Raw genomic sequence first — 17,270 nt, 5'->3', positions numbered from 1 at the left:
CCTGTTCCATGAAGCCCTCCCTGATTCTCCGCCTGAAGGTTGAAAACCGAAAGGTTCCAAGAGGGAGTTCGGAAGATCAAAGCCGCTGTGACTGAGCCTTCTGGCAGAGGCACGCCGCACCACACCGCCGAGTTTGGTCACTGCATGACCAGCAAGTGCAAAGGCGAAACGAGCAAACAAGAATTTTCATTGAGGAGCATACCGAATGTCTGAAACCCATGAAGAAGTGCCTGAAAGCGAAATCGGTGAAGTCGCCAGCAACCTGAAAGGCGATTATTGCCGTGCCGTCTGCGACTGGTTCCGCAACGCGCCGAAGACCTGGCAGGAAATGAGCGAAGACGAGCAGAAGGAATTCATCGCCCGTCTTTCGGAGCACAGCGAAAACCTGATCAACCATGCCATTCGCGCCATTGCACGGCAGGGGCGCACGGTGATCACGGCCCAGCTCGATCAGGTGACGATCAAAGACGGTATTAAGGGCGTGGTTTCCATGTCCAAGAGCGCCGAAGACCGTCATGCCCTGTTCGACGCACAGGGTCAATGCGTTCTGTTGGTTGTTGCCGGTTCAAAGGATGACTTTGACGGCGGCGATATGCCGCAACCCGAACCAGATCAGCGTGATTTGCTTGATGGTGACGACAACGCCGAAGGCATTGACGAACATCACGCCGACGACCTCGAAAAAGAAAACGAGGCGGCCTGATTATGAAAATCCTTTCCCTCGACCTCGGAACGACAACCGGCTGGGCTTCGATTATCGGATCAAAACCGATCGATAGCGGGTCCAAGAACTTCTCTGCCGGCCGTTTCGAGGGCGGGGGGATGCGATACCTCAAATTCCGCCGGTGGTTGCAGGAAATTCTCTATATGCACGGGCAATTGGACGCCGTGTATTTCGAGGAAGTTCGACGCCACACCGGCACCGATGCTGCGCATGTCTATGGCGGTCTTTTGGCTCATCTGACCGCGTGGTGTGAGGAAAACAAGATCGCCTATGAAGGCGTTCCCGTCGGCACGATCAAAAAACACGCGACAGGCAAAGGCAACGCCAAGAAAGACGCAATGATCGCTGCGGCACGCAAGCGCGGACATTCCCCAAAAGACGACAACGAAGCAGACGCCATCGCCCTTTTGTATTGGGCGAAGGAGCAGAACGGAGTTTTGCTATGAACCAGATCAGCCCTGATGAACGGCAGGCTTTTGCCGATGCATTCGCCGCCCAGCGCAAATACAGCAAAAACCGCCAAGGTGCGCTTGATGCTCGTAAACGCAAAGACACGCGCGCCATGGGTAAGTATCGCGCCAAGTGTGCGGAAAGCCTTCTTGAAGAACTGGCCGCGACCAACGCCGCAGGCATCGTTGGCAAAGCCGATCCCGATTACGTTCATGCGAAGCGGGGTGAAGCACAATGAACCGTGGTGATCGCCTTTCTCAAGAGCAACGCGAAACCGTTGTCGATATTGCAAACCGCATGATGGCCGAGGGCAAGAAGCGCAACGAGATCCTTGACGCGCTGATCGATCGGTTTGATTTTGCGTCCCGTCAAACTGCGTCACGTTCCGTTGCATTGGCAGGTGGGGATTTACCGCCGCCGCAGCGCAAGCCCAATCACGGCCGACCTGACGCCCGCCTGGCGAAACGTTACAAGCCGGTTCAGGTCGCTATCCAGCAAGACAAGCCGAACCTGTTCGAGGAAGCCGCCGAAAAGGTGGCAGGCGCATTCTATGACGGATGCACCGGCATGTGCTTCATCGGTCGCACGCCAATCACGGGCATCGAGCTGATGCGCCGTGCTGGCATGGAGTTGCCACAATGAACAGCATCACAACACGCGACTGGTCAATCAGGCCGGATACTGCGCGGAATGCCTCACTTCGCAAGGCGCCGAGCTTGCTTAATCCGCGTCGTGGGCGACCAACCGGTCATGCGCATTGGTCTGAGCAAGTCGTTCGTAAGGCATTTCATCGTAAGTTTTCGACCACACGCATCATTTTCCCGCGAGAATGCGACCGGATTGTTCTGGCTGCGTCTAAAGGTGCGGTGATCGTCACGCCGGAACAAATGGCGATATTTGGATTTCTGTGCCGTCAGCACCCGGGGCATATCAAGACAACCGAAGAGATTTGCGAAGTCCTTTGGCCTGATCCGGACGAAATGCCGGATTATTGGGTTGATGTGTTCAAACACCAGCTATCCCGGTTGCGCGAGAAGCTGTCTTACGTCGGTTCCGAGCTATCCATCATTACCGTGAATACGCGCGGCTATTACCTTGAGCGTTCCGGCGCGGAGGTGATTTCGTGATGCAATTCCCGTCCCTCAAATATGGCGTGATTTATGCCGACCCGCCGTGGCCGTTCAAAACCTTTTCCGACAAGGGATTGGAGAAATCACCGCAGGCGCATTACGGCTGCGAAAGCATTGATGAGATCAAGCGCATTCCGGTCGAATTCGCGGCGGGCAAAGACTCAGTCTGTTTCATGTGGGCGACCTTCCCGATGCTGCCCGAAGCGATCGATCTGATGGCGGCATGGGGCTTCAAATACAAATCAGGCGGCGCCTGGCACAAGAAGACCAAGCACGGCAAAACCCCTTTCGGTACCGGCTATGTCTTTCGCAGCGCTGCCGAGTTGTTCCTTGTCGGGACGCGCGGCAAGCCGTCCATCAATAACCGTTCAACACGCAACCTTATCGAGGCACAGGTACGCGAACACAGTCGCAAGCCTGACTGCGCCTATGACCTGATCGAAGGGCTGTTTGATGGCCCGTATCTGGAGCTTTTCGCGCGCCAGACCCGTCCGGGTTGGGATGCGTGGGGCAATGAGGTCGGAAAGTTCGACGCGGAGGCTGCGGAATGAGCAAATTTAACGCCGCCAGATCACGCGCAAACCGGCCTTGCCCGCTATGGATCGATGCGTTCCATCGCAAGACCCAGCACCTGCAGACCGATGAGATTGGCGCTTACATGCTGATCATTATGGCGATGTGGTCTCAGGAAGATTGTTCGCTGCCCGATGATGATGCGCGTCTTGCCCGTGTCGCGAAGGTGTCAACCCGACTTTGGAACAGCAGAATTGGACCTGCAATTCGTCCGTTTTTGACGTCCGAAAACGGGGTCGTTTTCATTAAGAGGTTACGAGAAGAAGCGGGTTACGTTGAACGACAGGTTAAGCAACAGTCTGACCGTAAAAAAGGCAAAAAATCAGATAAGCCACTGGAAAATAACGAAACGGATATTTCCACGGATAACACCACGGACCAATCCTGGGAACATCCTTCCCAACAACCCAACAGCCCAACAGAGATAGATAATAATAAATTATCATCTATCTCAGACGCGCAGGCGCGTGACGATGATGAAATCTGGATCGAAAGCGAAGGTCGGGATTACCTCATCGCAACCGGTTCGACCGAGACGCAAGCGCCGAGACTGATCAACGAATGGCTGAAGGCATACCCAGCCGATCAGGTCAGGGGCGCGATAGCTCAGGCCCAAATCGCAGCAGCGTCATCACCACCGGCTTACGTGGCCAAGGTTCTGCGCAACGGCGCACGTTCGAACCTGACGCAATTCCCCGTTGATCGAGAGAAAACCCGCAAAGACGCCGAGGAGGCCGAAAAGGCCGATTTCCGAAAGCGTCTTGCCGCATCGCGAGGTGAGGAGGTCGAGAATGTCAACTGATCCCGAGATTATCACAGCCGTTGAACGCATTAACGCCGCCTGGCGCTATCCGTTGTCGAACATCGCCAAGGTCGAATACGAGGACCGGCTAAACGGGCTTGATCCGAAGATCCTAAACAAGGCGATTGACGGACTGGTCGATGAATGTCCGGACCGGCCCAGCGTCAACCAGATCAAAATCGCTTACGACAAACACCGCCCGGCCCAAAAGACCGAGACGGTCAAGCCGAAGCATTTCTACGACCGCGCCCGTGACATGGCCAACGGCGAACGCGGCCGCATTATCGCGAACTGCAAACCGCTGTTCGAACAGATCAAGACCCGAGCAGGGCAGGCGATGTTGCGCGAATACCTGCAGGCTGCGGCTTGGGTGATGGCGCAAGGTGTTCTTTCGGCCAAGATGTCACGACCTCCCCGCATGGCGTTCGATCGAGCCGCAACGGGTTACATGGTTTGGACGGCACCCAACGAAGACCTTCACGAAGCCCGCGATCTTTACCGCCGCGGTCAATCCCTTGGGCGTATCGAAATCGAAGTACCGGCAAGGGCCATGGAGTGCTTCAAGCGTCAGACCGATGAAGGTTTCGGGGCAAGGCTTGAGGTGAAGAAAATGCCGAAAGACGAGTTTGAGAAGGCGCAACAGTTCCACGCGCAACCCGCATAAACCAAGGCTTTTGCCTCATGACCACGAATAGATTTCGGACCCTAAAGGAGGATGCGATGAGTGAAAATAACCCCATGGGCAGTGACGAGGCGAAAAATGACCGGGATATCGTTGCCGAGCTTCGGGCGAAATGCGTCGGCCATCCCAACGCAGAGATCAAATGGCCTCATCGGTTGTTGCATGATGCTGCGGACGAGATCATCAAATTCCGCAAACTTGATGCCGAATATGGTCGCGTTGAGATGGCTATCTTGATGGCCGATCAGTGGTTCGATGGAGACAGCGACCACGGCAACTGCGGTGATCGTCTTGTGGCATCGGTCGAGCGTTTTCAGGAACAGATCAACACCCAATCCGCCGAGATCGAACGGCTGCGGGCGTTTCTTACCGACATTTCAAGCCCCACTCAGACCACCGACTTGCTGTGGTGGCAGATCAAGGCCCGTGAAGCCCTGAAAGGCGGTGCAGCGTGAGGTTCCGCGTGAAAAACATCCAAAACATCTGGCTTCGTCGGACTTGTATTGTTCCGCTGTACGCAATCTCTATTCCGGTGGCAACCATCCTGATGATTGCCCATGCATTGTGGGAAACGCTGTGTGATCTGCTCAGTTCAGCCAAGCAAAACTTCTCTGAGGTCGCTGTGGATTTCGTTGTGCTGCATATGGATATCGGCAAGCTGTGGAGGGGGGAATGAAACCAGAAACCAACGCAAAACTCCACAAGGCCTGCGCCGATCTTGCCAAGGAAATCACGCCACACCTAACGGGCTTTGCGCCATACACGCCGGTCACTGTGTCGGCGCACACGTTCCCGTATCAGGCGCCTGATCGCGACGGTGGCTCCGTTCCGCCGAAACTTCTCGGAAACATGGTCGACATTCAATGCCTGCTGGTTGGGCCGTCTGATGACGACGGCTTCAACCCCTTCGGCAGCGGGCCGGAGCCGATTGGACCGAGGGAATAACGATTGCGGCGCGTATTTCGACCGCTGAGGTGCGGCTAGAGTAATTTTGGCTATCAGTGGATATCAGGAGCGCAAACGCGCCACACGGGCAGAAAAACACATCTAGCGTCGATTTCGTATTTCAAGGTTTGGAGCAGGAGCAGATATGGCGGAGCAGGCCACCAAGACAGAGCAGCGTTTTCGACCGGTCCAGCTTGACGAAGATCAGGCAACCGATACCGTCATCATCAAAATCAGCGGCACCCGGACCAAACAAGGCGCGACGCGCCGTAAGCAGGATCGACGGTTGTTCGATGCCATGGAACGCAGTCCGTTGCCATGTGAGCGGGCATTTGATCGGATTGCACGAGGCTATCTCGTCATCACGGGGCAGGTCCGGGTCAAGGTTGCGCGGCTTGGCGAAGACCTTGACCTGATGGCGGGCAAGAGCGATGAGGAATTGTTTCAGGAGTATATCAGCGGGTTGAAGCGCGATTACCTGGAATGGGCCGACCGGGTGATGGGTGCCGTTGATCATCCCGACCGGTTCATCCGTCATGCCGCTGCAATCGAGATCATCGGAGAGTGCCACTCTGCATCCTACGTTGACGAAACCCGCAGAAAGCGCAAAGGTTGGGCGCTTAACAACCTCGTAGAGGTGTTGGAAGAGTTTTGCCGATTGAAGAGGTGGGGATGATGAGCAACGGAGCCATGCTGTCTGCGATAGGCCTTTTGATGGATATCGTTGGGGCGGTGTTGATTTTCTTCTTTGGGATTGCGCCTAAGTACAGCAAAGAAGTTGGTCTCGCTCTTAACCTAAAGGACGACAACCCGATCAAGGTCGACAACAACAAAGGCTATGCGCGAAACAAAGCGCTGTCGAACACTGGAATTTTGCTGCTGTTGGCGGGATTTATCCTTCAGCTTTTCGGTAACGATTGGGTGCGCAGCCTTTATTGCTCGTGACACAAACCCAGAACCCAACCCGAACAGTTTGAGAACGAACTCTTGACCTCGGGGGCAATTTATGCCATGAAATCTGTAGAGTTTAAGAATTGCGCCTACGGGAAACCGGGGGCGCATTTTTGATTCGTGCAGTCCTTTGCGAAGGCTCGGGAACGGTAGGACGCTGATTGAAGCGTTGAAGGCTGCGCGAAAACACAACATGGCCGGGGCCGCTGCTGATCCGCTGCTGGATGGTACGATCGATTACGCCTCTGTCCTCATTCACCCGCTTGGAGCGATCCGGCGGGTTTTGTTTTGCTCGGCATCCGCTGCTGACCGTGACAGGTCGCATGTGCCGACTTCACTGATAGTACCGACGGATGTTCCAGCCGCGCTTGGCCGTTGGGAATGCGAGAGTGCAAGAGCGGGGCGCGGGTGGTTCCCGGTGGAGCAATCAGCCAAATTGCAGATTATGCAAATTGCTCGTCCCATAGTGCCACTGTGGGGAGCAAGGTTGGTACTGCTCGTTTCGTCACCTGAAGACATAGGGCGGAGCAGTTAAACAGCGGCATGTGAGCGGCCAGCCGGAATACCCGGAACACCGGGAACGAGGCCCTTCCATCGGGCATATGACATCGCCGTAACAAGCAATGCATCAGTTGGATGGATGTAAACAGAACCTCTCGTGGGGTTCTATGGACGGCGGCATCGCGCTAGTACCGCGGGCCGCCGTTTTTCGTTTCAGATAGAGGATTAGATAGATGACTGAGAATGAAGCACAGATTGAAAAAGAGATCGTTGACAAAGGCTTGACTGCAGCCCGTATTACGCCGGGCGAGATCGATGACACGATCCTGACCGAGCAGTACCACGTATTCCCTGGCACGACGCTGACCGTCTGCGCGCTTACCTTGAAGAATGGTTTTCATGTTGTCGGCGAAAGCGCCTGCGCCAGCCCGGACAACTTTGACCGTGAAATCGGCCGCAAGATTGCCCGTGACAATGCGCGCAATCAGATCTGGAAGCTTGAAGGCTATCGCCTGCGTAGCGCATTGGCCGAAGCTGCAAGTTACGAAGAACTTATCGCAAAACCTGCCGACCAATAATCCTGATCGTCACGCTCGCGATCAGTCGGGGCCGCCTGACCAGCGGTCCCGAAGCGCCTTGAAGTTCTCCACCCGTTCCGCTATCTGAAAGCAGGGACAGGGCCAAGAGGCCCGACATGGAAGAACTCGACAACACCGCGATAGGAACCATCTGGAACCGTCGCCAATACGCCGCGATAGGCTGCGAATGCCGGTGCGGTCGCAAACGCCGCGTGATGCTTTGGCAGGACATCTGCAAGCGACACCGAGGCGGCGAAACCCTGAAACAAGTGAAGGAAAGGCTCCGTTGCTCAAGCTGCGGTGAACGGCCCGTTGTGGCTGTTCTGCTGCGCTATGAGGATTTGGCGGGGTGGAAGTGATGGACAAATGGTGCAATAGCTTCCCTACTGAAATCAAGGTGGGGTACCAGCGGTACCGCGTCCACCTCATGGACGAAGAAGAACGGCGCAACTGCGGTGACAAGTTAGGGTCGTGCGACCACGTCCGTAGCGTTATCAAGATTTCAAATCATCTTGCTGGGCCAGAAGCGGTAAACACCCTTCTTCACGAAGTCATGCACGCGATCTGGTGGGTTTGGTCGGTTGGCGATGAGACCGAGGAAGAACGCGGCGTGACCAACATCACCAACGGCATGTGCTGTGTTATCGCGGATAACCCGGACTTCACCACATGGATGACCCGCAACCTCTCGCCAGACAAACGAGCAGACGCAATCAATGCGCTGTACGGGAACGGGAACTGACATGGACAACACGAACAACCCACTGACCTCCCTGCTGATCCTGATCGTCTATGCCGTGGTCTGGCCGTTTCGTGCCGTAAAGCGGCTTTTGAAAGGGGAGTGACATGAACGCGCTGTTCCAATTCCGTGACACTGTGGCTGAAAAGCTTGAGGAAGTTTGCGACGAGGGAACAGCGGTTGATATGGGCCGAAGTTCTGGCCTGGTTGAAACAGGTGACATCTGGGTCACGGTCGATGGTGTGGATTACCACGTTCAGATCGAGCGGGTGCGTTGGAGTGGTGAGGACTGACATGAAAATCGCTGTTGTTTTCATCGTCCTGGTCTGCCTTGCCATCATTGGCGCAACGATTGGCGCTGTGCGGTTCTTTGACCGGCATGATCCGTGGAAATAGGGACGATCACATGGCAAATCCAAACCTGAAAAAGGGTTGCCCGTCGCTGAACCCGTTGGGTAAGCCGCGCGACTATGACAGTGCCGATGTAATGCGGCCCGTGGTCGAAGCGTATTTTCAGCGTCAGATTGACGAAAAGCGCCCGTTCACCATGGCGGGCCTACAGCTTGCGCTTGGCTTTGCCAGCCGTGACACGATGATGCATTACGCCAACGGCAACCGCGGCGAGGAAATTCAGGAACTGATGGCCTTTGCCAAACTGGCGGTCGAGGAGCAACTCAGCGAAAAGCTTGTACGTGACGAAGGCCAGAAAGTCGGCATTGTCTTCACGCTGAAGAATAACTTCGGCTGGAAAGATCAGAGCGAGGTCGCCAACAACGTGACGGTGAATGAGATCCGCCGAACTGTGGTTGATCCCAAAGAATGACAACGCTTGATATCCAGACGCCGCGCGTGTTTCTGCCGCTGCTGCAGCCGTCACGCTACAAGGGCGCGCATGGCGGTCGTGGTTCGGGAAAGTCGCATTTCTTCGCCGAACTTGGCGTTGAAACCGCGCTGATCAAACCGGGCTTTCGCATGGTCTGCGTGCGTGAGGTTCAAAAGAGCCTGAAGGAATCAGCCAAGCGTTTGCTTGAGGACAAGATCAGAAGCCTTGGCGTTTCGGATCACTTCCGCATTCTGGATGACCGGATTGTCACGCCTGGCAACGGCCTGTTCCTGTTTCAGGGCATGCAGGACCACACCGCAGAAAGCATCAAGTCGCTTGAGGGTTTTGACGCGGCATGGGTCGAAGAAGCGCAAACCATGTCGGCCCGATCGCTTGAGATGTTGCGGCCGACCATTCGTTCGCCGGGATCGGAGCTTTGGTTTAGCTGGAACCCGCGCCGTGCGTCTGATCCGGTCGACGAGTTGTTACGCGGCGTATCTGTTCCGGACAACGCAACCGTTGTTCAGGCCAATTATGGTGATAACCCGTTCTTTCCGGTCGAGCTTGAGGAAGAACGGCAATATGACAGAAAGCACCGTTCCGACCGCTATCGTCACATCTGGGAAGGCGATTACGAACCGACGGCACTTGGTGCGATCTGGAACCGGCAGATGTTTCAGGAGCATCGCCGCGACGAAGCCCCGGAAATGTCGCGCATCGTGGTTGCGGTTGATCCAGCAGTGACGAGCAATGATGGATCGGATTATCACGGCATTGTGGTGTGCGGCTTGGGCGCAGATGGTCGCGGCTATGTCCTTGATGATATGTCGCGCCGTGGCAGCCCGCAGCAATGGGCACAAAGTGTTGTTGCTGCCTATGACCTGCATGACGCGGATTGCGTCGTGATCGAGGTTAACCAGGGCGGCGACATGGTGCGCCATACGCTTGAAAGTGTGCGTCGTAACATTCGGATCGAGGAAGTTCGCGCCACCCGTGGCAAGCATGTCCGGGCCGAGCCGATTTCTGCGCTTTACGCGCTTGGCCGTGTTTCGCATGTCGGGACGTATCCGGAGCTAGAAGAACAGATGTGCCTGATGACCCCAGCTGGGTACGAGGGCGAAGGGTCGCCAGATCGCCTTGACGCGCTGGTCTGGGCCTTTACCGAATTGTTTGACCGGATCAACCGCCCTGTGCGCAGAACCATCACGGTTGAACGCGCCGAAATGGCTTACGAGCCGGAATACTGAGGATTAAACCATGTCGATCAGAGGAACAGACGGACAAGGCTGGGGCGGAAGTGATTATGGCCCAAGCCGCAGCGACCGTGGTCAAGGCGACGGTGGTGCAAACCAGATGTCAAAGCAGCAGTTTGACCGACTGTTTGGTGGCGGCGGAGGTGGTGGTAACGCGCCATCGCGTGGCGGGAATGGTGGGGGCAATAATAACCAAGCCCCGCAAGCGCAAGCCGCGCCAAATCGCTCCTTGGGCGCTATGCGTGCAGAGCTTGACCGTCGTGACCGTGCCGCTGTTGCCGCGTTGGGTGGATTGACTGGCGGTGTTAATCAGGCGTCTGACGTGTTTAACGACGATGAAGAGGGTATTAACTCCATCGGTGAAGCGCTTGGTCGTTTCGGATCGTGGGTGCAGGATCAGTTCGGGGTGAATAACCCGCGTGGATTCCTTGGTTCGAATGCCGCGTCTTTGGGCGCTGGTGCGCTTGGTTTCCTTGCCGCCGGTCCTTTTGGCGCATCTGTCGGCGCTACCGCTACGAAGGTTGCAGCCGATCCGAAACCGGCCCGTAACGCCATCGGTTATGTCGCAAATGCCCTTGGCGGAATGCCCGGTGTTGGCGGGCTGGTCGCGTCTGGCGTTGGCCTGCTTGATGACAATGTTGTGGATTTGGATAAGGTTGTGGCGACTGGGCCGACAAGCACGAATACCGCAGGCTCCATGTTCTCACCTGCAGGAAACAGAGCCACTCTCGGCAACCAATATCCCGGCGGTCGACAAACCAATGACAACCCGGTATTGCTTCCGGCCACAAACACCGCGCTTTCAACATCGCGCACCGGCACGACCACCACGCCGAAGCCAAACCCAAACACGATCCGGCGCACTTTCAGCCCGCTTAACATCAGTTACGCCCGACTGCGCGGTATTGAAGAACTGCTGTAGAAAACGGGTCAATCAATTGCAATGGACGCGTCAAGGTTGAAATGGCATGATTTGCAGATCAGGGAGATAAAACAATGATCCGTAAAATTGCCGCCACGGCCTTTTTTCTGCTTCTGGGCGCGTGTCAGACGACGCAAGCACCCGCGAACAAGGATTACTCCGCAACCGTTGCTGATGCTGCGAAAACGGTGTGTATACCATATGTCGGGGATACGACTGCGCTGCGCAAAGCCGCCATGGCTTATACCGGCGACAGTGGCAAGGAGTTTGACTTAAAGGACGTAACCGGCCCGATCAAGGTCTGGCACTACCAGATCGTTGAAGATGGCAGGAACGTTTCGTTTATTGCGGTTGGTGGCCCAGGTAGTTGCGGGGTGACGTTTGTTAACGATGTAGCCGATCTCGACGTAGTGCAGGGCGATCTTGGAGCGGAGGTTTATGGCGGCTTTCGTCCATCGGCTCTCAAGAACCAGACCGGCTATGGAAGAATTGAAGGCCAGAACTTCGTCGTTTTGTTCTCTGCGTTTGATTTCGACCAAGGCAAGGCCTCTCACGGCGTAAGTTTCATAACCCAAGATGCATATCAGCGTGTTGAGGTGCCAAACGGAGCACCTGAAAAGCTGGAGTGGGGCGGGTGATGCGCCTTGTCGTTATTTCAGTGGCTTTGATAGCGCTGCTACACGCAGGAAATGCTAGCGCAGAGCGTCTCACAAAGATGATGTTTTTGACAGGCGATCAGTTGGCGGGGATTTGCAATAGCTCTGTCCGCTCAGTTGATCGGTCAGAAATGTGTAAAATGTATGTTGCGGGCGTTTTGGACGATATTGCTTTTGAGCAGTCAATAAACGCTGACAACATACCTGTCTGCGCGCCAGAAGGAACAACGGTTGACCATGTTATTGAGGTGATTAACTCATACTGGCGAGGACTTGAGGGCAAATTTAACGGTTCGGCAGTGATGATGATCCGGGTAGCACTTACAAAATGGGACCCTTGTCCACCTTGGATGTGGGATAAGACAGCTAATTAAGGCGGCTTACGAGCCGCCTTTTTCTTTGACTAAAACAAACTGACACAAGGCCGTTCCTTTTGGGGCGGCCTTTTTCTTTGGGAAAACGCAATGGCCGATTCACTGGCAAATGACATCATCGTTCGGCGTAATTCGCTTGAATCCGACCGTGTCGGGTTCCGGTCGATCTGGCGGCGCGTGTCGGAGGTGTGCGATCCGCTGTCGTCGTTCAACGATACGTCGCCATCATCGAAATGGGATGTGGAACGACTGGCGAAGATCGGCAATTCGCGCCCGGTGATTGCGCTGGAGCGTTCGGCGTCGGCGGCTTTGTCGTTGCTGGTGCCAAGCGGGGATATGTGGCACGACCTGAAACCGATCGATGATGACCTGATCGATAACAAGGCCGTTCAGCAATATACCAGCGCGTATCGCAAGCGCCTGTTTTCCTATCGCTATGACAGCAAGGCCGGTTTTCAGGCTGCCATTGGCCCGGCATATCGCGAAATGATGGCCTATGGCGTTCCTTGCATCCATGTCGAGGAACAATTCGGATCAGATGCGCCGTTCCTGTATCGCTATATTCCGCTGGAACAGATCGTGTTCACGGTCAATGCCGCCGGGATTGAGGACACGGTTTATCGCAAGTTTCCGATGACCGCGAAGCAGATGGCGCAGAAGTTTGGCGAAGATCGCTTGGCCGAACCGGTCAAGCGCGTTCTGGAAGACCCGAAACAGCGCGGCGAGAAGCATTTCGATATCATTCATGCGGTTTACCCCAGCACCAACGACCGCAACGATTTCGCATTCGATGATGTTTATGTCGATGTGGACAACAAAAAGGTCATGCGCGAGGGCGGGCAGTATGAAATGCCCTATCTGTTCTCAAGCTTTGGCCGGGTAGATCCGCGTTTGCCATACGGGTATTCCCCTGGCATGCGCGCCCTGCCGGACATGAAGGCCGCGCACCACGCCAAACGCCTGTTGATGCGTGCCGCTGAAAAGAACATTGACCCGCCCTATGGGGTTCATCAGGACTTCGAAGGCGTTCTGAACATCAATGCCGGGGCGAAAAACCGGGGCGCGATCAACTCACGCGGTCAGCAGCTTGTCCAGCCCCTTGCCATGGGCGGCAATCCGGGTCTTGGCAACGAGATGTTTGAAATGTTCACCAACGAGGTGAATGCCAGCCTTTATCTTGATCTGTTTGCCGTGTTCCTGAACAAACCTGACACGACCGCGACCGAGGCGCTTATTCGCGCACAGGAACGATCAGATCTTCTTTCCCCGCCGTTTGAGCAGCAAGAAGCGATGCTTGGTCGATTGGTGGCGCGTGAAATCAGCATTCTGAACCGCAAGGTCGAAAACGGCGAAATCAACCTTCCAGCCATGCCTGATATGTTGCGCGACAACGGCGGGATCGATCTTGAATTTACCAGCCCACTGTCGCAGTTGCGCCGGTCGCGTCAGGCCAGCAACAACATGCAGGCGATCAATGCCGTGGGTCAGATCGCGCAGTACGATCCGGGTGTTCTCGATATCGTTGATTTCGACGAGGCGGCTTATGAAGTCGGCCAGTCGTTCGGCGCGGCCCCGTCTGTCTGGCGTGACCGTGAAGCGGTTCAGGCCATTCGACAGTCCCGCGCCCAGCAGCAGCAAGCAATGCAAGCGCAAGAACAACAGGAAATGCAGGTCGAGCAAGCCGCGAAAATGGCGCCGGTTCTTGAAACCATGGCAGGCGGAGGGCAGCAATAATGCGCGCGCTTTTCTGGTTCTGGCCCCACAAGAAAAAGCCGAATGATGCTGTGTTGCTGGCAGAGCAATACCGTCAGGTGTTCTCGACCGAGAACGGTAAAGCCGTTTTGGAAGACCTTCTGTTGCAGGCCGGTTGGGCCGATGTCACGCCGCCCGGCGGGCCGATTGAACGCAACGAGGGCAAGCGCGAAATCGCCAATCACATCATCAATATCCTTCGCATCCCCGAAAGCGAGATGGCGAAATTGCGGCTCCATGCCGCCAACCTTCAAGCCGAGTTCAATAAATCACAGATGGAACTGACCAATGACCGATCCGAATATTGATCCGGGTCAGGGCACTGATACGCCCGCACCGGAAGGCAACGAAGCCGACGCACCAAACACCTCCGCTTCTGATGATCAGGACGGGGGTGTTTCTTTGGAACTGCCGGAAGGGAATGAATTGGGCGGCGAAGCACCGGAGATCCCCGAAGGCTATTTCAAGGTTCCGGGCGATGACGCGAGCGATGATGACCGTGCCGCATTCCGTGCCGCGATTGGCGTGCCGGAGACGGCAGAAGGGTATCTCGAAGGCATCGACCTGCCCGAAGGATACACCCCGCCCGCGTATCTGGCCGAAGCAGCCCTTGCCGCTGATATCCCGGTTTCTGCGTTGCAGTCCATCCTGAAAGCCGACGCCGAGAACACAGCCAGTTACATGGCGGAACTTGAAGCCGCAGCGGCCAAGGAACAGAAGGATACCGCAGCCGCACTCAAGAAGGAGTGGGGCAAGGACGCAGCCCAGAACATCACCCTTGCCAACCGTGTGGTGCAGAAATACGCGCCCGAAGGGTTTGGCGAATTCATGAAAAAGACCGGCCTCCATCAGGACGCACGGTTCATCAAGTTTGCCCATGCACTCGCGGGTGCCGTGGGCGAAAGCGCCTTTGTCGATGGTGGCAATGGCAAACCTCAAGGCCGGGAAAAAGATACGGCCGAAGTCCTTTATCCGAACGAAACCAGAAAGGGTTAAGACATGGCCACTCTTGGCAACACTTACGTTGACCTGATCGACGTTTACAAGCAGGCGGACCCGAACGGGTCTAATGCTCGTATCATTGAGCTGCTGAAGCAGCAGAACCCCATCCTTGACGACGCCATCGCCATGGAATGTAACAGTGGCGGCGAGCATAAGCACAAAATCCGAACCGGATATCCGAGCCTCGCGTGGGGTGGTCTTTATCAGGGTATTCCACAGTCCAAATCCACGGTTCAGCAGGTCACAGATACGACCGGTTTTGTCGAAGGTCTTTCTTCGATTGATACCCGCGTTCTTGAATTGGCTAACGGGAAGGAAGCGCAAATTCGCATGAATGAAGCGATGGCGTTTCTTGAAGCCATGAATCAGGAAGTTGCGTCCGGTCTGTTCTACCACGACACCGCTACCACTCCGGAAAAGTTCAAGGGCCTATCGGCTCGTTACAACGTCCGTGGCGGTTCTGGTGCTGGCAACCAGGTTGTTCATGCTGGCGGGTCCGGCTCCGACAATACCTCGATCTGGTTTGTGACCTGGGGTGATCGCTTCACCCATCTTCTGTATCCGCAGGGCACTCAGGCAGGCGTCAAACGCGAAGACAAGGGCGAGCAGCGCGTTACCGATGGCGATGGCAATGCCTATTACGTCAAGGAAGAGAAATTTACTTGGCATGTTGGTTTGGCTGTTGCTGATTGGCGTTACAACGCTCGTGTCGCGAACATCGATGTTTCCGACATGCAGGCCGGTAGCGTTGACCTTTATAGCTTCCTGCGCAAAGCCTACTACAAACTTCAGAGCCGTATGCGTCGGGGCGATGCTGCGATTGGCCGCCAGGCGATCTATTGCAACCGCGATGTTCTCGAAGCACTCGACGGTCTTGCAACCAATGGCGGTTCCAGTGACAGCTTTGTTCGTCTGACCCCGCGGGAAATCGAAGGCGAGGAAGTAATGACCTATCGTGGCATCCCAATCCGCGAAACTGACTCGCTTCTGAACACCGAATCCGTTGTCCCGGCTGCCTAAGGCAGCCTGATTTCATTCATCATCGAAAGGAAGAGTTATGATCTTCTCCAAAGAACTCATGTTCTCGGATGATCAGGATGTCTCGCAGGCAGCGGGCACCTATAATTCGACGAACGCCATTGATACCGGGGCTCCGGGCACCGTTTACGGCGCTGCGGCTGCTCTGGCGCGCAATGTCGGGCCGGGCAACCCGGTTCCGATCCTTGTCCAGCTGACGGAAACGGTCACGTCTGGCGGTGCTGCGACCATGCAGTTCCAGATCGAAACGGCGGATGAAGAGGCATTCGACACGACCAACGTCGTTGTTGCACAGTCTCGCGTTTACGCCTTGGCTGATCTTGTTGCAGGTCTTCAATTCGGCGTTGCCGTTCTGCCTAATGACATGAAGCGCTTTATCCGCGTGAATTATGTCATTGGCACCGCGACCACCACTGCGGGCCTTGCCAAAGCCGGTATCGTCCACGGCGTTCAGACGGCGTAAGGGGGCGACATGGTCAAAGTCATTGCAACAGCCAAAGGTTACTTTGGTGGGCGTATTCGCGAAATCGACGCCAAGTTTAGCGTTCCGGACGAAATGTTTTCGGACCGCTGGATGAAGCCCGAGGATCCAGAATGGACGCCGCCGAAGAAACCCGACACCAAGCCCGCCGCCAAGGCCGAGAACAAAACCCCGGCCAAAACGGCGGAGCCTAAAACCGACACCAAGCCCGCCGTGTAAGGCGGGTTTCTTTTTACCCTCAATGAAACTCAGGGCCGCCCAATCGGGTGGCCCTTTTCTTTTGATCCTTTGTTTAATGAAGGTGCGCCATGCCAAGCGAAACAGACATTGCAAATATTGCCATGCAATTGATTGGCGAACAGCCGATTACGTCGCTTGACGAAGACAGCGACCGCGCGCGCCTTGCAAAAGCTTATTTCCGGGGTGCGGTTGATCGCGTCCTTGCTGCCCATTCGTGGACTTGGGCGAAAAAACGGTCCTTGTTGTCCGACGCAACGGAAACGCCCGCCTTTGGATATTCATATCAATATCTTCTGCCGGCCGATTGTTTGCGTGTCTGGTCTATTGAAAAAGAAGGCATCTCCCTTGGCGTTACGCAGAAATGGGAACGCGAGGGTGATTATCTCCTGACCGATGTTTCTGCCCCGCTGCAGGTGGTGTTTTCGTGCCGCCGCAGCAGCTATGCCCGCCTTGATCAGTATCTTGCCGATGTGATGGGCGCTTCCCTTGCCCTTGCCGTGGCGCAGTCAACCGAAGGGTCGAACACCGGGGTTGAGCGCATGCAAGTGACCTATGAGCGGTTCCTTGCGATCGGCAAAACCGCCGATCAGCTTTGGCAGAACCAGAGCAGCGAGCCCGAAAAATCCGGCTTTGAAACGGCGATGGGGTTCTGAC

Annotated in this window: 29 protein-coding genes; 28 read left to right on the top strand and 1 reads right to left on the bottom strand. The window is 55.7% G+C overall.

Annotation, left to right across the window (positions count from 1 at the left end; genetic code table 11):
* Positions 1–205 precede the first annotated feature (205 nt).
* The 14 genes from ACMZ66_RS05490 (at position 206) to ACMZ66_RS05425 (ending at position 7,336) form a co-directional block, all read left to right on the top strand.
* The gene (locus ACMZ66_RS05490) at positions 206–703 is read left to right on the top strand and encodes a hypothetical protein (protein ID WP_416935201.1); all 498 of its coding nucleotides are present in this window, start codon (positions 206–208) and stop codon (positions 701–703) included.
* Between the two features lie 2 nt (positions 704–705).
* A complete protein-coding gene (locus ACMZ66_RS05485; RefSeq protein WP_416935199.1) occupies positions 706–1,170 on the top strand; it encodes a crossover junction endodeoxyribonuclease RuvC in 465 nt (154 codons plus the stop codon).
* Entirely contained in the window at positions 1,167–1,412 is a 246-nt protein-coding gene (locus tag ACMZ66_RS05480; protein WP_416935197.1) for a hypothetical protein, read from the top strand. Before ACMZ66_RS05485 ends, ACMZ66_RS05480 begins: the two co-directional genes overlap by 4 nt.
* A complete protein-coding gene (locus tag ACMZ66_RS05475; protein WP_416935195.1) occupies positions 1,409–1,816 on the top strand; it encodes a hypothetical protein in 408 nt (135 codons plus the stop codon). The genes ACMZ66_RS05480 and ACMZ66_RS05475 overlap by 4 nt, the downstream gene beginning before the upstream one ends.
* Positions 1,813–2,301, top strand: a complete 489-nt coding sequence (locus ACMZ66_RS05470; protein ID WP_416935193.1) for a helix-turn-helix domain-containing protein — start codon at positions 1,813–1,815, stop codon at positions 2,299–2,301. The genes ACMZ66_RS05475 and ACMZ66_RS05470 overlap by 4 nt, the downstream gene beginning before the upstream one ends.
* A complete protein-coding gene (locus tag ACMZ66_RS05465) occupies positions 2,301–2,855 on the top strand; it encodes an MT-A70 family methyltransferase (RefSeq protein ID WP_416935191.1) in 555 nt (184 codons plus the stop codon). The genes ACMZ66_RS05470 and ACMZ66_RS05465 overlap by 1 nt, the downstream gene beginning before the upstream one ends.
* The gene (locus tag ACMZ66_RS05460; protein ID WP_416935189.1) at positions 2,852–3,679 is read left to right on the top strand and encodes a YdaU family protein; all 828 of its coding nucleotides are present in this window, start codon (positions 2,852–2,854) and stop codon (positions 3,677–3,679) included. The genes ACMZ66_RS05465 and ACMZ66_RS05460 overlap by 4 nt, the downstream gene beginning before the upstream one ends.
* Positions 3,669–4,343, top strand: a complete 675-nt coding sequence (locus ACMZ66_RS05455) for a hypothetical protein (RefSeq protein WP_416935187.1) — start codon at positions 3,669–3,671, stop codon at positions 4,341–4,343. The genes ACMZ66_RS05460 and ACMZ66_RS05455 overlap by 11 nt, the downstream gene beginning before the upstream one ends.
* A 56-nt stretch (positions 4,344–4,399) precedes the next feature.
* Positions 4,400–4,816, top strand: a complete 417-nt coding sequence (locus ACMZ66_RS05450) for a hypothetical protein (protein WP_416935185.1) — start codon at positions 4,400–4,402, stop codon at positions 4,814–4,816.
* A gap of 8 nt (positions 4,817–4,824) precedes the next feature.
* A complete protein-coding gene (locus ACMZ66_RS05445) occupies positions 4,825–5,037 on the top strand; it encodes a hypothetical protein (RefSeq protein ID WP_416935183.1) in 213 nt (70 codons plus the stop codon).
* The gene (locus ACMZ66_RS05440; protein ID WP_416935181.1) at positions 5,034–5,306 is read left to right on the top strand and encodes a hypothetical protein; all 273 of its coding nucleotides are present in this window, start codon (positions 5,034–5,036) and stop codon (positions 5,304–5,306) included. The genes ACMZ66_RS05445 and ACMZ66_RS05440 overlap by 4 nt, the downstream gene beginning before the upstream one ends.
* 145 nt (positions 5,307–5,451) lie before the next feature.
* On the top strand, positions 5,452–5,982 hold the full coding sequence (locus ACMZ66_RS05435) for a hypothetical protein (RefSeq protein ID WP_416935179.1): 531 nt from the start codon (positions 5,452–5,454) through the stop codon (positions 5,980–5,982).
* Entirely contained in the window at positions 5,958–6,251 is a 294-nt protein-coding gene (locus ACMZ66_RS05430) for a hypothetical protein (RefSeq protein ID WP_416935177.1), read from the top strand. Before ACMZ66_RS05435 ends, ACMZ66_RS05430 begins: the two co-directional genes overlap by 25 nt.
* A 740-nt stretch (positions 6,252–6,991) precedes the next feature.
* Entirely contained in the window at positions 6,992–7,336 is a 345-nt protein-coding gene (locus ACMZ66_RS05425; protein ID WP_416935175.1) for a Gp49 family protein, read from the top strand.
* A gap of 80 nt (positions 7,337–7,416) precedes the next feature.
* On the opposite strand, the gene ACMZ66_RS05420 is transcribed toward ACMZ66_RS05425, so the two are convergent.
* Complete coding sequence (locus tag ACMZ66_RS05420) at positions 7,417–7,605, bottom strand: hypothetical protein (RefSeq protein WP_416935173.1); 189 nt, start codon at positions 7,603–7,605, stop codon at positions 7,417–7,419.
* 80 nt (positions 7,606–7,685) lie between these two features.
* On the opposite strand from ACMZ66_RS05420, the gene ACMZ66_RS05415 reads away from it, so the two are divergent.
* The 14 genes from ACMZ66_RS05415 (at position 7,686) to ACMZ66_RS05350 (ending at position 17,269) form a co-directional block, all read left to right on the top strand.
* Positions 7,686–8,078 (top strand): hypothetical protein, encoded by a 393-nt coding sequence (locus ACMZ66_RS05415; protein WP_416935171.1) that lies wholly within the window; start codon positions 7,686–7,688, stop codon positions 8,076–8,078.
* A gap of 104 nt (positions 8,079–8,182) precedes the next feature.
* The gene (locus ACMZ66_RS05410; RefSeq protein WP_416935169.1) at positions 8,183–8,368 is read left to right on the top strand and encodes a hypothetical protein; all 186 of its coding nucleotides are present in this window, start codon (positions 8,183–8,185) and stop codon (positions 8,366–8,368) included.
* A 113-nt stretch (positions 8,369–8,481) separates the two neighbouring features.
* Positions 8,482–8,898, top strand: a complete 417-nt coding sequence (locus ACMZ66_RS05405; protein ID WP_416935168.1) for a terminase small subunit — start codon at positions 8,482–8,484, stop codon at positions 8,896–8,898.
* Positions 8,895–10,145 carry a PBSX family phage terminase large subunit gene (locus ACMZ66_RS05400; protein ID WP_416935166.1) on the top strand — a complete coding sequence of 417 codons (1,251 nt, stop codon included), beginning with the start codon at positions 8,895–8,897 and terminating at the stop codon, positions 10,143–10,145. The genes ACMZ66_RS05405 and ACMZ66_RS05400 overlap by 4 nt, the downstream gene beginning before the upstream one ends.
* Before the next feature lie 10 nt (positions 10,146–10,155).
* Positions 10,156–11,073, top strand: a complete 918-nt coding sequence (locus ACMZ66_RS05395) for a hypothetical protein (protein ID WP_416935164.1) — start codon at positions 10,156–10,158, stop codon at positions 11,071–11,073.
* A gap of 74 nt (positions 11,074–11,147) precedes the next feature.
* Positions 11,148–11,711 (top strand): hypothetical protein, encoded by a 564-nt coding sequence (locus tag ACMZ66_RS05390; RefSeq protein ID WP_416935162.1) that lies wholly within the window; start codon positions 11,148–11,150, stop codon positions 11,709–11,711.
* On the top strand, positions 11,711–12,103 hold the full coding sequence (locus ACMZ66_RS05385; protein ID WP_416935630.1) for a Rap1a/Tai family immunity protein: 393 nt from the start codon (positions 11,711–11,713) through the stop codon (positions 12,101–12,103). The genes ACMZ66_RS05390 and ACMZ66_RS05385 overlap by 1 nt, the downstream gene beginning before the upstream one ends.
* Positions 12,104–12,193: 90 nt before the next feature.
* A complete protein-coding gene (locus tag ACMZ66_RS05380; RefSeq protein ID WP_416935160.1) occupies positions 12,194–13,837 on the top strand; it encodes a portal protein in 1,644 nt (547 codons plus the stop codon).
* Positions 13,837–14,163 (top strand): hypothetical protein, encoded by a 327-nt coding sequence (locus tag ACMZ66_RS05375; protein ID WP_416935158.1) that lies wholly within the window; start codon positions 13,837–13,839, stop codon positions 14,161–14,163. Before ACMZ66_RS05380 ends, ACMZ66_RS05375 begins: the two co-directional genes overlap by 1 nt.
* The gene (locus ACMZ66_RS05370; RefSeq protein ID WP_416935156.1) at positions 14,144–14,851 is read left to right on the top strand and encodes a hypothetical protein; all 708 of its coding nucleotides are present in this window, start codon (positions 14,144–14,146) and stop codon (positions 14,849–14,851) included. Before ACMZ66_RS05375 ends, ACMZ66_RS05370 begins: the two co-directional genes overlap by 20 nt.
* Before the next feature lie 3 nt (positions 14,852–14,854).
* Positions 14,855–15,877 (top strand): major capsid protein, encoded by a 1,023-nt coding sequence (locus ACMZ66_RS05365; protein ID WP_416935154.1) that lies wholly within the window; start codon positions 14,855–14,857, stop codon positions 15,875–15,877.
* A 37-nt stretch (positions 15,878–15,914) separates the two neighbouring features.
* Positions 15,915–16,358 (top strand): Bbp16 family capsid cement protein, encoded by a 444-nt coding sequence (locus tag ACMZ66_RS05360; protein WP_416935152.1) that lies wholly within the window; start codon positions 15,915–15,917, stop codon positions 16,356–16,358.
* 9 nt (positions 16,359–16,367) lie between these two features.
* Positions 16,368–16,595, top strand: a complete 228-nt coding sequence (locus ACMZ66_RS05355) for a hypothetical protein (protein ID WP_416935151.1) — start codon at positions 16,368–16,370, stop codon at positions 16,593–16,595.
* 89 nt (positions 16,596–16,684) lie between these two features.
* A complete protein-coding gene (locus tag ACMZ66_RS05350; protein WP_278007037.1) occupies positions 16,685–17,269 on the top strand; it encodes a hypothetical protein in 585 nt (194 codons plus the stop codon).
* Position 17,270: the final 1 nt, after the last annotated feature.

The sequence above is a fragment of the Thalassospira sp. genome (assembly GCF_048059015.1).
Taxonomy (GTDB): domain Bacteria; phylum Pseudomonadota; class Alphaproteobacteria; order Rhodospirillales; family Thalassospiraceae; genus Thalassospira.
Note: the sequence above shows the minus strand (reverse complement) of the source record. Positions and strands in the feature narration are given on the sequence as shown.

What these genes read in the sequence shown, in the direction of transcription:
- ACMZ66_RS05355 (WP_416935151.1), top strand. Translation starts at nt 16,368, where the DNA reads ATGGTCAAAGTCATTGCAACAGCCAAAGGTTACTTTGGTGGGCGTATT.
- ACMZ66_RS05385 (WP_416935630.1), top strand. Translation starts at nt 11,711, where the DNA reads ATGCGCCTTGTCGTTATTTCAGTGGCTTTGATAGCGCTGCTACACGCA.
- ACMZ66_RS05400 (WP_416935166.1), top strand. Translation starts at nt 8,895, where the DNA reads ATGACAACGCTTGATATCCAGACGCCGCGCGTGTTTCTGCCGCTGCTG.
- ACMZ66_RS05435 (WP_416935179.1), top strand. Translation starts at nt 5,452, where the DNA reads ATGGCGGAGCAGGCCACCAAGACAGAGCAGCGTTTTCGACCGGTCCAG.
- ACMZ66_RS05450 (WP_416935185.1), top strand. Translation starts at nt 4,400, where the DNA reads ATGAGTGAAAATAACCCCATGGGCAGTGACGAGGCGAAAAATGACCGG.
- ACMZ66_RS05455 (WP_416935187.1), top strand. Translation starts at nt 3,669, where the DNA reads ATGTCAACTGATCCCGAGATTATCACAGCCGTTGAACGCATTAACGCC.
- ACMZ66_RS05405 (WP_416935168.1), top strand. Translation starts at nt 8,482, where the DNA reads ATGGCAAATCCAAACCTGAAAAAGGGTTGCCCGTCGCTGAACCCGTTG.
- ACMZ66_RS05485 (WP_416935199.1), top strand. Translation starts at nt 706, where the DNA reads ATGAAAATCCTTTCCCTCGACCTCGGAACGACAACCGGCTGGGCTTCG.
- ACMZ66_RS05375 (WP_416935158.1), top strand. Translation starts at nt 13,837, where the DNA reads ATGCGCGCGCTTTTCTGGTTCTGGCCCCACAAGAAAAAGCCGAATGAT.
- ACMZ66_RS05370 (WP_416935156.1), top strand. Translation starts at nt 14,144, where the DNA reads ATGACCGATCCGAATATTGATCCGGGTCAGGGCACTGATACGCCCGCA.
- ACMZ66_RS05475 (WP_416935195.1), top strand. Translation starts at nt 1,409, where the DNA reads ATGAACCGTGGTGATCGCCTTTCTCAAGAGCAACGCGAAACCGTTGTC.
- ACMZ66_RS05350 (WP_278007037.1), top strand. Translation starts at nt 16,685, where the DNA reads ATGCCAAGCGAAACAGACATTGCAAATATTGCCATGCAATTGATTGGC.
- ACMZ66_RS05470 (WP_416935193.1), top strand. Translation starts at nt 1,813, where the DNA reads ATGAACAGCATCACAACACGCGACTGGTCAATCAGGCCGGATACTGCG.
- ACMZ66_RS05410 (WP_416935169.1), top strand. Translation starts at nt 8,183, where the DNA reads ATGAACGCGCTGTTCCAATTCCGTGACACTGTGGCTGAAAAGCTTGAG.
- ACMZ66_RS05395 (WP_416935164.1), top strand. Translation starts at nt 10,156, where the DNA reads ATGTCGATCAGAGGAACAGACGGACAAGGCTGGGGCGGAAGTGATTAT.
- ACMZ66_RS05380 (WP_416935160.1), top strand. Translation starts at nt 12,194, where the DNA reads ATGGCCGATTCACTGGCAAATGACATCATCGTTCGGCGTAATTCGCTT.
- ACMZ66_RS05490 (WP_416935201.1), top strand. Translation starts at nt 206, where the DNA reads ATGTCTGAAACCCATGAAGAAGTGCCTGAAAGCGAAATCGGTGAAGTC.
- ACMZ66_RS05440 (WP_416935181.1), top strand. Translation starts at nt 5,034, where the DNA reads ATGAAACCAGAAACCAACGCAAAACTCCACAAGGCCTGCGCCGATCTT.
- ACMZ66_RS05425 (WP_416935175.1), top strand. Translation starts at nt 6,992, where the DNA reads ATGACTGAGAATGAAGCACAGATTGAAAAAGAGATCGTTGACAAAGGC.
- ACMZ66_RS05390 (WP_416935162.1), top strand. Translation starts at nt 11,148, where the DNA reads ATGATCCGTAAAATTGCCGCCACGGCCTTTTTTCTGCTTCTGGGCGCG.
- ACMZ66_RS05365 (WP_416935154.1), top strand. Translation starts at nt 14,855, where the DNA reads ATGGCCACTCTTGGCAACACTTACGTTGACCTGATCGACGTTTACAAG.
- ACMZ66_RS05460 (WP_416935189.1), top strand. Translation starts at nt 2,852, where the DNA reads ATGAGCAAATTTAACGCCGCCAGATCACGCGCAAACCGGCCTTGCCCG.
- ACMZ66_RS05480 (WP_416935197.1), top strand. Translation starts at nt 1,167, where the DNA reads ATGAACCAGATCAGCCCTGATGAACGGCAGGCTTTTGCCGATGCATTC.
- ACMZ66_RS05360 (WP_416935152.1), top strand. Translation starts at nt 15,915, where the DNA reads ATGATCTTCTCCAAAGAACTCATGTTCTCGGATGATCAGGATGTCTCG.
- ACMZ66_RS05465 (WP_416935191.1), top strand. Translation starts at nt 2,301, where the DNA reads ATGCAATTCCCGTCCCTCAAATATGGCGTGATTTATGCCGACCCGCCG.